Genomic DNA, 14,446 nt, shown 5'->3' on the forward strand with positions numbered 1-14,446 from the left:
CGGCCTCTTAGCGCGGCTTCTTCACGCGAACCGGTGCCTACTGCTCGAAAACGCTCTCTATGCCGCCTTCTTGCGTTCGGCGATGCGCGCGAGATCGGTGAGCAGCCGGCGCGTGCCCTTCAGCCGCTGCTCCGCCGTCGCGAAATCGTCGATGAAGACGACGCGCATGTCCGGGCGTACCTTGGCGAGCGAACCCTGCTTCGCGACATAGGAGACGAGCCCTTCCGGATTGGCGAACTCATTGTCGCGGAAGGCGATGATGATGCCCTTCGGCCCGGCCTCGACCTTCTCGACATTGGCGCGCTTGCACAGCGCCTTGATCGCCACGATCTCGAGCAGTTGCTGTACCTCTTCCGGCAGCGGGCCGAAGCGGTCGACCAACTCGGCACCGAAGGGTTGCAATTCGGCGTCGTCGTCCATTGTCGAGAGGCGCTTGTAGAGCGTCAGCCGCAGCGTCAGATCGCTGATATAGTGCTCGGGGATCATCACCGGTGCGCCGATCTGGATCGATGGCGACCAGTGCGCATCGCTTTCGATCTCGACGCCGGCCTTGAGCGCCGCCACCGCCTCTTCCAGCATCTGCTGGTAGAGCTCGTAGCCGACCTCCTTGATATGGCCGGACTGCTCGTCGCCGAGCAGGTTGCCGGCCCCCCGGATGTCGAGGTCGTGGCTGGCGAGCTGGAAGCCGGCGCCCAGCGTATCGAGCGACTGCAGCACCTTCAGACGCTTGTCGGCCTGGTCGGTGAGCTTGCGGTTGGCCGGCACGGTGAACAGCGCATAGGCCCGGATCTTCGAGCGGCCGACGCGGCCACGCAGCTGGTAGAGCTGGGCAAGGCCGAACATGTCGGCGCGGTGCACGATCAGGGTGTTGGCGGTCGGGATGTCGAGCCCGGATTCGACGATCGTGGTCGAGAGCAGGATGTCGTACTGGCCCTCGTAGAAGGCGGTCATCACGTCTTCCAGCGTGCCCGCCGCCATCTGGCCATGGGCGATGCCAACCTTGCACTCCGGCACCTGCTTGTCGAGGAAGTCCTTGACCTCGGCGATGTCCTCGATCCGGGGCACGACATAGAATGAGCGCCCGCCGCGATAGCGTTCGCGCAGCAGCGCCTCGCGTACGATCAGCGGGTCGAAGGGCGTGACGAAGGTGCGCACGGCCAGCCGGTCGACCGGCGGCGTCGCGATGATCGAGAGCTCGCGCACCCCGGTCATGGCGAGCTGGAGCGTGCGCGGGATCGGCGTCGCCGACAAGGTCAGCATGTGCACCTCGGCGCGCAGCTCCTTCAGCTTCTCCTTGTGGGCGACGCCGAAATGCTGCTCCTCGTCGACGATGACGAGGCCGAGATCCTTGAAGTCGACGCCCTTGCCGAGCAGTGCATGGGTACCGACCGTGATGTCCATGGTGCCGTCGGTGATACCCTGCTTCACCGCCTTGAGTTCGGCCGCCGGCACGAAGCGCGAGGCCTGGCCGACCTTGACCGGGAGCCCGGCGAAGCGCTCGGCGAAGTTGCGATAATGCTGGCGCGCCAGCAGCGTCGTCGGCACCACCACCGCGACCTGCTTGCCGGCGAGCGCGGCCGTGAAGGCGGCGCGCAGCGCGACCTCCGTCTTGCCGAAGCCGACATCGCCGCAGACCAGCCGGTCCATCGGCCGGCCGGCGGCGAGATCGTCGAGCACGGCGTCGATGGTATTCTGCTGGTCCTCGGTCTCCTCATAGGGGAAACGGGCGCAGAACTCGTCATAGAGCCCGTCCTGCGGCACGAGACGCGGCGCCTCCTTGAGGGCCCGGGCCGCGGCGATCTGGATCAGCTTGCCCGCCATCTCGCGGATGCGCTGCTTCAGCTTGGCCTTGCGCGCCTGCCAACCGCCACCGCCGAGCCGGTCGAGCACGACCTCGGTGTCCTCCGAGCCGTAGCGCGAAAGCAGCTCGATATTCTCCGCCGGCAGAAACAGCTTGGCGTCGCCGGCATAGTGGATTTCGAGGCAGTCATGCGGCGCCCCGGCCGCCGTGATCGTCTGCAAGCCGACGAAACGGCCGATGCCGTGGTCGACATGGACGACGATGTCGCCGGGCGTCAGCGAGGAGAGCTCGTTGATGAAGTCCTGCGGACGGCGCGTCTTGCGGCGCGGGCGCACCAGCCGGTCGCCGAGAATGTCCTGCTCGCCGATGACCGCGAGCCGTCCGGCCTCGAAGCCGGTCTCGAAGCCCCAGACCGCCAGCGCCGTAGTGCCGGGCTTGAGGTCGAAGGCGGCGCGCAGCGAGCCGGTCATCTGCACGGACTTCAGGCCGTGATCGGCGAGGACATGGGCGAGGCGCTCGCGCGAGCCTTCCGACCAGCCGGCGAGGACGACGCGCCGCCCATCGGCTTCCAGCGCCTTCACATGCGCGACGGCCGCGTCGAAGACGCTGCCGGAATTGTCGGCGCGCTCGGCGGCGAAGCTGCGGCCCTGCTTGCCGCCGAGATCGACGACGAGCTTGCCCTCGCTCTCGGGCAGCTGGAACGGGGTCAGCGAGGCGACACCGGCCTCGCCGACGATGCCGCGCCAATCGGCCGGCGAGAGATAGAGCGCCTCCGGCAGCAGCGGCTTGTAGGGGATAGAGCCCGGCGAAGGCTGGTCGAGCGCGCTCTTGCGGGCGTCGTAATAGTCCTTGATCAGGCTGATGCGCTCGCCGACCGCATCATCGACATGATGATCGAGAACGATCGGTACGTCCGGCAGATAGGTGAAGAGCGTGTCGAGCTTCTCGGCCAGCAGCGGCAGCCAGTGCTCGAGGCCGGCCGGGCGCCTGCCCTCGCTCACCGCCTCGTACAGCGTGTCGTCGCGCCCCGGCGTGCCGAAGGTCGCGATATAGGACTGGCGGAAGCGACGGATCGAGTCGCTCGTCATCTGCGCCTCGGACATCGGCACGAGGTCCAGGCCCCGCAATTGCCCGGTGGTGCGCTGCGTCTCCGGATCGAAGGTGCGGATCGATTCCAGCGTGTCGCCGAAGAAATCGAGCCGGATGGGTGCCGGCATGCCCGGCGGGTAGAGATCGACGATGCCGCCGCGCACGGCGAACTCGCCGGTCTCGCGCACGGTCGAGGTCCGAAGATATCCGTTGACGTCGAGCCAGCGTGCCAGCTCCTCGGTGTCGACCATGTTGCCCGGCGCCGCCGAGAAGCTCTCGGAAGCAACCTTTGAGAAGGCCGGCACGCGCTGGAGCGCGGCGTTGACGGTGGTCAACAAGAGGCGCGGCCGCTCGCCCGACTTGGTCTTGGCGAGCCGCGACAGCGTCGTCATCCGGTGCGCGACGATGGAGGGCGCCGGCGAGACCCGGTCATAGGGCTGACAATCCCAGGCCGGGAAGCTCATCACCTCGAGATCGGGCGCGACGAATTGCAGCGCGTTCTCGATCACCTGCAGGCGCTGGCCGTCGCGGGCGACGAAGACGAGCATCACCGCCCCTTCCGCCTTCTTGGCGCGGGCGCGCGTCAGGTCGGCGAGCACGACGGAATCGAAACCGTCCGGCACGCCGGAGAGCATCGGCTTGTCGCCGCGGCGCAGCGCATCGAGGATGCGCTCGAGCTGCGGCTTGGCGATCTGGGCGGGAGGCGGAATGCTCATCGGGACGCTTCAATTCTGACTATGGCTTGTCATTCCGGGGCGCGCCGCAGGTGCGAACCTGGAACCCACGACTGAGTGGAACATCTGGTGCGTGGTTCCTGGCCGCTCACCCAGTCGTGGGTTCCGGGTTCTTCGTTGCGCGAAGCCCCGGAATGACAATGAAGGGAGCAGGCCAAGCCCTCACACATGGATCGGCTTGGTGTGGTTGTGGAACGCCTTCAGCCGGCGGAACAGCACGCTGTCGTAGTTCTCCGGCACCTCCGCCTCGCCGGTGATCCAGCTCAGCAGGTCGCGGTCGAGCACCTCGATCAGCCGCTCGAACTCGTCGAGATCGGCCTCGCTCAGCCCGCCGATCTCCGCATCTGCGAAGCGGCCCATGATCAAATCGGTCTCGCGCATGCCGCGATGCCAGGCGCGGAACAGGATCTTGCGCCGGCGCGGGTCGAGATCGGCGCTGCTGCGGGTCGAGCCACTCATCGTTGTCCTCACGCTGGCGAATGCGGAATGGACCGGCCCGTCGCCGAGCCAGCCTTCGCGGGCTATATAGCGAGGGAATCCGACGAAGTCAGCGGTGCGTGCGCCGCGATCCTCGTACTCCTGACATGCTGTGAGCGGCTCCTTTGCGTCCCTCGATCCTCGATCCGCTGTTTGCCCCCGCCACCGCGCTTTCCGGCGTCGGCCCGAAACTCGGCAAGCTGCTCGACAAGTTCCTCGGCGACGAGAGCCATGATGCCCGCGTCATCGACCTGCTTTTCCATCTGCCGAGCGGCGCCGTCGACCGCCGCCCCAGCGAGAGCATCGCCGAGGCGCCGATCGGCGAGATCGCGACCTTTGCGGCGCGGGTGAGCGAGCACCGCCCGCCGCCACCGAGCAAGGCGAAGGCGCCCTATCGCATCCTCGTCGAGGACGAGAGCGGCGACGTGACCCTGGTCTTCTTCCACGCCGATGTCCGCCATCTGCTCCAGACGCTGCCGGTCGGCGCCTACAGGCTGATCTCGGGCAAGCTCGAACTCTGGGACGGCATGCGCCAAATGGTGCATCCCGACCGGGTGCTCGATCCCAAGCTCGCCGCAACCCTGCCCTCGATCGAGCCGGTCTACCGCCTGACCGAGGGCGTCGGCGGGCGGATCATGGCGAGGATCGTCGCCGGCGCGGCCGAGCGCTGTCCGGAACTGCCGGAATGGCAGGATGAGGGCTTCCTGGCCAAGGCCGGCTTTCCCGCCTTCCGGCCGGCCATTCAGGCGCTGCATCATCCGCCGGATCTGCGAGCCGTCGAGGGCGATACGATCGCGCGCCGGCGCGTCGGCTATGACGAATTGCTGGCGAGCCAGATCGCGCTCGCCCTCGTCCGGCGCCAGCAGAAGAAGATGGCCGGCCGCATCACGGCGGGCGACGGCGCCCTGCGCCGGGCAATCGAAACCGCCCTGCCCTTCAGGCTCACCGACGGCCAGCGCAAGGCCGTCGCCGATATCCATGACGACATGGAAAAGCCCGAGCGCATGCTGCGCCTGCTGCAGGGCGATGTCGGCTCCGGCAAAACCGTGGTCGCGCTGATGGCGATGGCCGCGGCAGCCGAGGCAAAACGGCAATCGGTGTTGATGGCGCCGACCGAAATCCTCGCCCGCCAGCATGCCGAGCGCCTGGCGCCGCTCGCCGAAAAGGCCGGGCTGAAGCTCGCTCTGCTGACCGGCCGCGAAAAGGGCGCGGGACGCCGCCAGGTCCTGGCCGGGCTTGCCAGCGGCGAAATCGACATCGTCGTCGGCACCCATGCGCTGTTTCAGGAGGGCGTCGACTTCCACGACCTCGCGCTTGCGGTCGTCGACGAACAGCATCGTTTCGGCGTGCACCAGCGCCTGCTGCTCGGCGCCAAGGGCGAGGCGGTCGACGTGCTGGTGATGACGGCGACGCCGATCCCGCGCACGCTCGCCTTGACCTGGTTCGGCGACATGGACGTCTCGATCCTCTCGGAGAAGCCGGCGGGCCGCAAACCGATCGCCACCAAGGCGATCTCCTCCGAGCGCTATGACGAGGTGGTCGGCGCGGTCGGGCGCGCCATCGACGCCGGCGCGCAGGTCTACTGGGTCTGCCCGCTGGTGCAGGAATCCGACACGCTTGACGTCGCGGCGGCGCAGCAGCGCTTCGAGGCGTTGCAGGAGGCGTTCGGCGACAAGGTCGGCCTGCTGCACGGCCAGATGCCGGGGCGCGACAAGGATGCGGCGATGGCGGCCTTCGTCGCCGGGCAAACGCGCTTGCTGGTCTCGACCACGGTCATCGAGGTCGGCGTCGACGTTCCCAATGCCTCGGTCATGGTGATCGAGCATGCCGAGCGCTTCGGCCTCGCCCAGCTCCATCAGCTCCGCGGCCGGATCGGCCGCGGCTCGGCCGCCTCGACCTGCCTCCTGCTCTATAAAGGCCCGCTCGGGCCGGTCGCCGAGGCGAGGCTGACGATCATGCGCGAGACCGAGGACGGTTTTCGCATCGCCGAGGAGGATCTTCGCCTGCGCGGCGAAGGCGAGGTGCTCGGCACCAAGCAGTCGGGCTCGCCCGACTGGCGCATCGCCCGGCCCGAGGTCGATGGCGATCTGCTCGCGGCAGCCCGCGACGATGCCCGGCTGCTGATCGAGCGCGATCCCAATCTGGAGACGCCGCGCGGCCAGGCGATCAGGACCCTGCTCTACCTGTTCGAGCGCGACGTCGCGATCCGCCTGCTCCGCGCGGGCTGAGACCACGCTTGGCCCTATGCCGCCGGCGAGCTTCCGGCAGCTTTGGGCGGCAGGCGGGCGATCACCTTGAGCTCGAAATCGAAGCCGGCGAGCCAGGTGACGCCGACAGCCGTCCAGGCCGGATAAGGCGGCTCGCCGATCTCCTCGGCCCGGACGGCCAGAACCGTGTCGAACTGCGTCTGCGGATCGGTGTGAAAGGAGGTGACGTCGATCACGTCGTCGAAACTCGCATCCGTCGCCGCGAGCACGGCGCGCAGATTGGCGAAGGCCCGGCGGACCTGGTCCTCGAAGACCGGTTCGGGCGAGCCGTCCTCTCGGCTCCCGACCTGTCCGGAGACGAAGAGCAGGTCGCCATGCCGGATGGCAGCGGAATATTGATGGACGTCATAGAGGGCGTGGCGGCCGGCGGGGAAAATCGCGTCGCGTTTGGGCATGTCATTGCCTCATGATCTTCGAATGAGAAATTGAGGTCCCGCTGGGTTTCGCTCTGCGGGCCGTGCGTTCAGAGCCGGGCGAGCTCTGCCTCGGTGAAATCGGCCGCGACCGAGATCTCCTTCTGGCTGTCGAGCTCGTCGATCCGGCCGCCGAGCGCCTTCCGGATGCGGGCATAGGCGTCGGCGCCGAGCACGAGCCGCCTGGGAAGCGGTCCCTTCCGGTCTGCGAGCCCGATCATCGCCTCGGTCACCCGCTCGGGATCGCCCTTGACCACCCAGGAGCCACGAACCGCTGCTCGGGTCTGGCCGACGGGCGTTTCCTCATAGGCATCGAGGGCTTCAGCGTGGGCGAGATTGCCGCCGAATTCCGTGCGCGTCGGACCGGGCTCGACCAGGGTGAGCTCGATGCCGAAGGGCGCGACCTCCAGCGCCACGGTTTCGACGAAGCCCTCGATCCCCCATTTCGTCGCGTGATAGAGGCCGAGACCGGGATAGACGATCTGCCCGCCCTCGCTCGAGAGCTGCTGAATCCGGCCGCCGCCCTGCTTGCGCAGATACGGCAAAGCCGCCTGGATCAGCGTGATCGAGCCCATGAGATTGGTCGCGACGATGTCACGAACCTGCTGGTCGCTGACCTCCTCGGCTGCTCCGACGAGGCCATAGCCGGCATTGCTGACGACGATCTCGATACGGCCGCGCTCTTCGAAGGCGCGGTCGACCGCAGCACGCACGGAACTCTGATCCTTGAGGTCGAGCGCGACGATGCCAAGTCGCTGCGGATAGCGCTCGCGCAGATCGGGCAGCGCATCCGCCCTGCGGCTGGTTCCAACGACATGATCGCCGCGCGCCAGCACCTTCTGCGCCAAGAGCCGGCCGAGCCCGGACGAAACGCCGGTTATGAGCCAGGTTTTCTGCATGTTCCACATCTCCCGGTTTGACACCGGCATGAGATACAGGCGAAGAATTGTGCGGATTAGACGCTAAAATTCGTATGGGTTGATGCCGGATAGCCAGCAATGAACCGCCCTTCGCTCAACGACCTCACGGCCTTCGTGGCCGTCGCCACCCGGCGCAGCTTCCGTCATGCGGCCGATGAGCTCGGCATGGCGCCGTCCACCTTGAGTCATGCGATGCGTGCCCTCGAGGAGCGCATGGGCGTGCGCCTGCTCAACCGCACGACGCGTAGCGTCTCACCGACCGAGGCGGGCTTCGAACTGCTCGGCCGGCTTCAGCCGGCCCTCACCACCCTGGACGATGCCCTCGACAGCATCGCGACCTTCCGCGGCAGCGTGGCCGGGAAGGTCCGGATCAACGTGCCGCGGCTGGTGGCGACGCTGCTGGTACGCCGAGTGCTGCCCGTGATGGCCGAGCGCTTTCCGGGCGTCATCGTCGACATCGTCGTCGAAGGGCGGCTGGTCGACATCGTATCGGCGGGATTCGATGCCGGCGTGCGCCTTGCCGGATCGATCCACAAGGACATGGTCGCCGTGCCGCTCGGCGCCGCGATCAGCTTCATCTGCGTTGCCTCACCGGCCTACCTGGAACGCTTCGGCGAGCCGGGCAGTCCGGAGGAACTGGAGAGCCATCGCTGCATCGGCCACCGGATGCCGAGCGGCAAGCTCTATCGCTGGGAGTTCGAACGGGCCGGGCAGGAGCTGACGATCGAAGTCGGCGGACCGGTCATCCTCGACGACGAGGAGTTGATGGTGGAGGCCGCGATCAATGATCTCGGCATCGCCTATGTCGCCAGCTCGGCCGCCGAGACGGCCTTGGTCGAGGGACGCCTGCGCCAGATCCTCACCGCCTGGGCGCCGGCTCCGGAAGGGGTGGCGGTCTATTATCCGGGGCATCGCGCCGTGCCGCCGGCGCTGCGGGCCTTCCTCGACGTCGTCAAGATGCTGCAAAAATAGCCGGCAGCAATCCCGATCAAGCGCCGGCGCCATGCCGGCGCCATCGTGGCCGCGCTTCGTGAGACCCCAATGGATCCGATCAAGAAAGCGCTCTGGTGCATCGAAAGCCGCTTTGCCGCGCCGCTCTCGCTCGACGAAATCGCCGAGGTCAGCGGCGTCTCCCGCTTCCATCTCGTACGCGCCTTCGGCGTGGCGACCGGCCGTTCGGTGATGCGCTATGTGCGCGAGCGACGGCTGACGGAGGCGGCACGCCAGCTCGCCAACGGCGCGCCCGACATCCTCTCGGTCGCGCTGGATTGGGGCTACGGCTCGCACGAGGCCTTCACCCGCGCCTTCCGCGAGCAGTTCGGCCTGACGCCGGAAGAGCTGCGGGCCCGGCGCGATCTGTCCTCGCTCACCCTCGTGGAGCCGCTACCCATGAACGCCATCTCCTCCAGCCCGCTCGGCGAGCCGCGTCTCGTCACCGGCAAGCCGTTGCTGATCGCCGGTTTCGGCGGCCATTTCTCGGTCGAGAACACCGCCGGAATCCCCCTGCTCTGGCAGAAGATCGCCCCGCATTTCGGCCATATCCCCGGACAGGTAGGGCATGTCGCCTATGGCGCGAGCCATAATTGCGACGATCAGGGCGCCTTCGACTACATCGCCGGCGCCGAGGTCTCGAGCTTTTCCGAGCTGCCCGCGGAGTTCGAGCGGCTGCGTGTTCCGGAGCAGCTCTATGCGGTGTTCGAGCATCGCGGCCACATCACTGCGATCAAGCAGAGCTTCGAGGCAATCTGGCGCGACTGGCTGCCCAAGTCCGGCCGCGAGCCCGCAATGGGGCCGACCCTGGAACGCATGGACGAACGCTTCGACGCCGCGACCGGCAATGGCGTCGTCGAGATCTGGCTCGCCCTCAAGGACTGATCCGCCCCCCATTGCCATTGGCGCCGTTGCGTCCCAGGGCGTCGCCGGGCTGGATCATGCCGGCGGACATGATCAGCTTCGCGCCCTCCTCGACGGAGATCGCGACCTCGACCACTTCTCGTCGTGGCAGATAGAAGAAAAAACCGGTGGTCGGGTTCGGCGTGCAGGGCAGGAAGACACCGATCTGCTCGTCGCTATCGGGCAGCTTGCCGGCGATTTCGGGCGCTGCTTCCTGGGCGATGAAGACGATCGACCACATTCCCGGCTGCGGGAACTGCACCATGCCGACCTTGCGAAAGGAGGTTCCGGACTGGGAGAAGATCGTCTCAAAGACCTGCTTCACGCCTTTGTAGAGCCCGCGCACCACGGGCATCCGGTTGAGGAGCGCCTCACTGGCGCCGATCAGCGTGCGCCCCACGAGATTGGCGGCGAAGAAGCCCAGCAGCGTCAACCCGACAAGGGCGATGACGACGCCGAAACCGGGCACCGGAAAGCGCAAATAGGTGTCCGGCCAGAACTGCGCCGGAACCAGCGGCTTGACCCAGCCATCGACCAGATTCACGAACCACCAGGTCACCGAGGCGGTGATGGCGAGCGGTGCCGCCAGCACCAGCCCGGTCAGGAAATAGCGGCGGAGCCTGGTACCGAAGCTCGGCCGCAGCATGTCGGGATGAACGACGAGATGCGGATCGGGCGGGCGGGCTGCGGCCATCGACTGTCCTGGGCTTCGGTCGGTTCCAAGGCTTGCGGGGCTTCGAGCTTGCACCGCAATATGCGACGATAGCCTAGCAGCCGCTTCTGGCTAGCCCCTGATTCTCCGATGGCGACAAGGCGCGCGTGTCCGAGCCTTCCAGAAAGCACGGCCCCTGGCGCCGCTCCCTCTATTTCGTCGCCGGCTGGGTGCTGACCGCCGTCGGCGTGATCGGGCTCGTACTGCCTCTGATGCCGGGCACGATCTTCCTGATCGCAGCGGCCTGGTTCTTCTCGCGCTCTTCGCCACGCTTCGAGGCTTGGCTGCTCGGCCATCCGAAACTTGGACCACAGGTCGTGGCATGGCGGCGGACCGGCTCGATCGCGCGCAAGACCAAGTACATCGCCTGCGGCTCGATGGCCTTGAGCTTCGCCCTGGTGGCGGCGAGCGATGCGCCGCCGGTCGCGTTGTGGGTGACCGGTGCCTGCCTGATTGCGGCAGGCACCTATGTCGCCAGCCGGCCGGAGCCGGCCGGCGATTGAATCAGGCCCGGCCCGCGTTCACTCGACGGTGACGGACTTCGCCAGATTGCGCGGCTGGTCGACGTCCTTGCCCATGAAGACGGCCGTCTGATAGGCGATCATCTGGATCGGAACGGCGTAGACGATCGGCGCGAAGAGCGGGTCCATCTCCGGCATGATGATCGTCGTCTCGGGCTCGATGCCGCATTCGGCGGCGCCCTTGGCGTCAGTGATCAGGATGATCCGTCCGCCACGCGCCGCGACTTCCTGCATGTTGGACGCCGTCTTCTCGAACAACGCGTCATGCGGGGCGATGACGATGACCGGCATCTCCTCGTCGATCAGCGCGATCGGGCCGTGCTTGAGCTCGCCAGCCGGATAACCTTCGGCGTGGATGTAGCTGATTTCCTTGAGCTTCAGCGCGCCCTCGAGCGCCAGCGGGAAGGCCGTTCCGCGTCCGAGATAGAGCACGTCGCGTGCCCGCGACAGCTTGCGCGCGAGCTTCTCGATCTCCGGCTCCAGGGTCAGGGCCTGCGCCATCAGTCCGGGCAGCGCGATCAGCTCCTGGACGTAGCGTGCCTCCTGCTCGGCCGAGAGCGTGCCGCGCTCACGGGCGGCCGCCAGTGCGAGGCCGGCGAGCGCCGTCAGCTGGCAGGTGAAGGCCTTGGTCGAGGCGACGCCGATTTCCGGCCCGGCCAGGGTCGGCGCCACGACATCGCTCTCGCGGGCGATCGTCGAGGTCGGGACGTTGACCACCGACAGGACGTGCTGCCCCTCCTGCCTTGCATAGCGCAGGCATGCGAGCGTGTCGGCAGTCTCGCCGGACTGCGAGACGAAGAGCGAGAGCCCATTCGCCGGCAGCGGCGCCTCGCGATAACGGAACTCGGAGGCGACATCGATCTCGACCGGCAGCCGCGCCAGCTTTTCGAACCAGTACTTGGCGGTCAGGCCAGCATAATAAGCCGTTCCACAGGCCGAAACCGAAAGCCGCGACAGGGCCTTCCAGTCGAAAGGCGCGTCGAAAGGCAGCCGGGCCCGGCCATTCGCCATGTCGACGAAATGCGTCAGCGTGTGGCCGACCACTTCCGGCTGCTCGTAGATCTCCTTGGCCATGAAGTGATGGTGGTTGCCCTTCTCGACCAGGAAGGCCCCGGCGGCGACGCGCTGGGCGCGGCGCTCCACCTGCGCCCCAGAGGCGTCGTAGAAGGTCGCGCCACCACGATTCAGCACAACCCAGTCGCCCTCGTCGAGATAGGCGATCAGATTGGTGAAGGGCGCCAGCGCGAGCGCATCGGAGCCGAGATACATCTCGCCGTCGCCGATGCCCACGGCCAGCGGCGAGCCCTTGCGCGCGCCGATCAGCAGATCCTCCTGCCCCTCGAAGAGGAAGGCGAGCGCGAAGGCGCCGCGCAGGCGTGGCAGGCAGGCGCCGACCGCCGCGACGGGGTCCTTGCCACGGTCGAGCTCGCGGGTGACGAGATGGGCGACGACCTCGGTATCGGTCTCGGTCTCGAAGACGTGCCCGTCAGCCTGGAGCTCCGCCTTGAGCTCGCGGAAGTTCTCGATGATGCCGTTATGGACGACCGCCAGCTTGGCGGTGGCATGCGGATGGGCGTTGGTCTCGTTCGGCCGACCATGCGTCGCCCAGCGGGTATGGCCAATGCCGATCAGCCCGTCGAGCGGCTCGCTCGACAGCCGGACCTCGAGGTTCTTGAGCTTACCCTCGGCGCGCCGACGGCTGAGCCTGCCATGCTCGAGCGTAGCGACCCCGGCCGAGTCATAGCCGCGGTATTCGAGCCGCCGCAGCGCCTCGACCACCTGCCCGGCGACAGCTTCCTTGCCGAGAATGCCTACGATTCCGCACATGCCTATGCCTCACGGGAAGTTTTCGTTGCCGTCCGCAATAATGCGCCCGGCGCCGAATGCCCAATCACGATGAATGTCGAACTGTGAACGCGACGGCGCGGAGCCGGCTAGCGCGCCGCCTTGCGGGCCTTCGCCGCGGCCCGAAAGTCCGCCGCCCAGCCTTCGCGCTCAACCTGGCGGCCGCGCGCGACGGCCAGCGCGTCCGGCGCCACGTCGCGGGTGATCACCGACCCCGAGCCGACATAGGCCCCGGCACCGATCGTCACCGGCGCGACCAGCGCCGAATTCGAGCCGACAAAGGCGCCCTCGCCGATGATCGTCTTCGACTTGAAGAAGCCGTCATAATTGCAGGTGATGGTTCCCGCGCCGATATTGGCAGCCGCGCCGATCTCCGCATCGCCGATGTAGGTGAGATGGTTGACCTTGGCTCCGGCGCCGATCGTCGCCGCCTTGATCTCGACGAAGTTGCCGACCTTGGCCCCCTCGGCGAGGTCAGCGCCCGGCCGCAGCCGGGCATAGGGGCCGATCGTCGCGCCTGCTCCGACGCTCGCACCTTCCAGATGCGAGAAGGCGTGGATCACCGCCCCGTCGGCAACGCTGACGCCCGGTCCGAAGACGACATTCGGCTCGATCACGACATCGCGGCCGATTCGGGTGTCATGGCTGAAGAACACGGTGTCCGGAGCGATGAGGGTCGCTCCCGACGCCATGGCCTCGAGGCGCCGGCGCTTCTGGAAATCGGCTTCGGCCCCGGCGAGCTGGGCGCGGTCGTTGACGCCCTGCACCTCGGCTTCCGGCGCGATCAGCGCGATGGTCGTCAGCCCCTGCCGGCGAGCAACTTCGACCGCATCGGTCAGGTAGTATTCGTTCTGGGCATTGGCGTTGCCGATGGCCTCGAGGATGGCGAGAGCGCGCTTCCCATCGAGAGCCATCAGCCCGGCATTGCAAAGCCGGATGGCCCGCGTCGCCGCATCGGCATCCTTATGCTCGACGATGGCTTCGAGCTGCCCGTCCCGGGTGACGAAGCGGCCATAGCCGCTCGGGTCGCGGGCCTCGAAACCGAGCGCCGCAACACCGGCGCCCTGGCGCAGCGCCTGCCGCAGGCCGGCATAGGTTTCGGGCCGCACCAGAGGCGTGTCGGCGAAGGCGACGAGGACGTCGTCATGATCTTCGGCCAGGCTGGCGCGCGCCGCGAGAACCGCATGGGCCGTGCCCTTGCGCTCGGCCTGGACCGCGATCCTGGCATGCGGAGCGAGCCTGCTCACCTCCGCGGCGACATCTGGTCTGTCCGGGCCGATGACGACGACGAGCGAATCCGCTCCAGCGGCGGAAACGGCCGCAAGCGCATGGCCGAGCAGCGAGCGCCCTGCCATCTCATGCAGCACCTTCGGTCGGGACGACTTCATCCGCGTGCCCTCGCCGGCCGCAAGGATGATGGCGAGGCAGGTTCGGGCGGGCTGCATTTCCGTCATGATCTTCGAGTCTCATGCTGTCGGGAGAATAGCGGTCGACGCGGATACGTCCGAAGCCGGCCATCGGTCCGGCGCAGGCGGGTGTTGCGCGGGGAGTGGATAGCCGATCCAGGGAGGATTTGGCAAAGTCGACGGCCGAAGCGAAAGCGGAATTTCCGCAAAGCCTTGGCTGGAAGGGGCGAGCGATCCGGGGCATGGCCTTGCGAAAGCCGCGAGGCTCTTTTTTTCACCTTACAAAGTGGCGCGCGCTTTCCAGCTCGCCGCAAAATGCTCTAGAAGCGCAAAGCGGCCGGCCCGCCGACGGCGCATGTTGGAACTGA

The 14,446-nt window shown here is 67.4% G+C and carries 11 protein-coding genes; 4 read left to right on the forward strand and 7 right to left on the reverse strand.

Translation table 11 applies throughout. The features are described from left to right. Positions 1-57: 57 nt before the first annotated feature. The gene (mfd, locus tag ACWGRX_RS02340) at positions 58-3,606 is read right to left on the reverse strand and encodes a transcription-repair coupling factor (RefSeq protein WP_452116262.1); all 3,549 of its coding nucleotides are present in this window, start codon (positions 3,604-3,606) and stop codon (positions 58-60) included. A gap of 180 nt (positions 3,607-3,786) precedes the next feature. Then, positions 3,787-4,083 (reverse strand): FAD assembly factor SdhE, encoded by a 297-nt coding sequence (locus tag ACWGRX_RS02345; RefSeq protein WP_452116263.1) that lies wholly within the window; start codon positions 4,081-4,083, stop codon positions 3,787-3,789. A gap of 143 nt (positions 4,084-4,226) precedes the next feature. Between ACWGRX_RS02345 and recG the strand changes: the two genes are divergently transcribed. Continuing rightward, a complete protein-coding gene (recG, locus tag ACWGRX_RS02350; protein WP_452116264.1) occupies positions 4,227-6,329 on the forward strand; it encodes an ATP-dependent DNA helicase RecG in 2,103 nt (700 codons plus the stop codon). A 14-nt stretch (positions 6,330-6,343) separates the two neighbouring features. Here the strand turns inward: recG and ACWGRX_RS02355 are convergent, their stop codons facing one another. Next, complete coding sequence (locus tag ACWGRX_RS02355; RefSeq protein ID WP_452116265.1) at positions 6,344-6,763, reverse strand: RidA family protein; 420 nt, start codon at positions 6,761-6,763, stop codon at positions 6,344-6,346. A 68-nt stretch (positions 6,764-6,831) separates the two neighbouring features. Beyond that, positions 6,832-7,680, reverse strand: coding sequence for an SDR family oxidoreductase (locus tag ACWGRX_RS02360; protein WP_452116266.1), 849 nt, complete (start codon positions 7,678-7,680; stop codon positions 6,832-6,834). Between the two features lie 99 nt (positions 7,681-7,779). Here ACWGRX_RS02360 and ACWGRX_RS02365 point away from each other — a divergent pair, with 99 nt between their 5' ends. Then, positions 7,780-8,673, forward strand: coding sequence for a LysR family transcriptional regulator (locus ACWGRX_RS02365; RefSeq protein ID WP_452116267.1), 894 nt, complete (start codon positions 7,780-7,782; stop codon positions 8,671-8,673). Positions 8,674-8,742: 69 nt separating this feature from the next. Further along, on the forward strand, positions 8,743-9,576 hold the full coding sequence (locus tag ACWGRX_RS02370; RefSeq protein ID WP_452116268.1) for an AraC family transcriptional regulator: 834 nt from the start codon (positions 8,743-8,745) through the stop codon (positions 9,574-9,576). Here ACWGRX_RS02370 and ACWGRX_RS02375 read toward each other — a convergent pair. Next, positions 9,566-10,288: a DUF502 domain-containing protein gene (locus ACWGRX_RS02375; RefSeq protein WP_291641727.1), complete on the reverse strand. Its 723-nt coding sequence runs from the start codon at positions 10,286-10,288 to the stop codon at positions 9,566-9,568. The genes ACWGRX_RS02370 and ACWGRX_RS02375 overlap by 11 nt on opposite strands. Positions 10,289-10,413: 125 nt before the next feature. Between ACWGRX_RS02375 and ACWGRX_RS02380 the strand changes: the two genes are divergently transcribed. Next, the gene (locus ACWGRX_RS02380) at positions 10,414-10,809 is read left to right on the forward strand and encodes a YbaN family protein (RefSeq protein WP_291641726.1); all 396 of its coding nucleotides are present in this window, start codon (positions 10,414-10,416) and stop codon (positions 10,807-10,809) included. Positions 10,810-10,827: 18 nt separating this feature from the next. Here the strand turns inward: ACWGRX_RS02380 and glmS are convergent, their stop codons facing one another. Both glmS and glmU read right to left on the reverse strand, forming a co-directional pair. Then, a complete protein-coding gene (gene glmS, locus ACWGRX_RS02385) occupies positions 10,828-12,654 on the reverse strand; it encodes a glutamine--fructose-6-phosphate transaminase (isomerizing) (protein WP_452116269.1) in 1,827 nt (608 codons plus the stop codon). 107 nt (positions 12,655-12,761) lie between these two features. After that, positions 12,762-14,117: a bifunctional UDP-N-acetylglucosamine diphosphorylase/glucosamine-1-phosphate N-acetyltransferase GlmU gene (glmU, locus tag ACWGRX_RS02390; RefSeq protein WP_452116504.1), complete on the reverse strand. Its 1,356-nt coding sequence runs from the start codon at positions 14,115-14,117 to the stop codon at positions 12,762-12,764. Positions 14,118-14,446: the final 329 nt, after the last annotated feature.

Source organism: Allobosea sp. NPDC055594 (assembly GCF_053618995.1).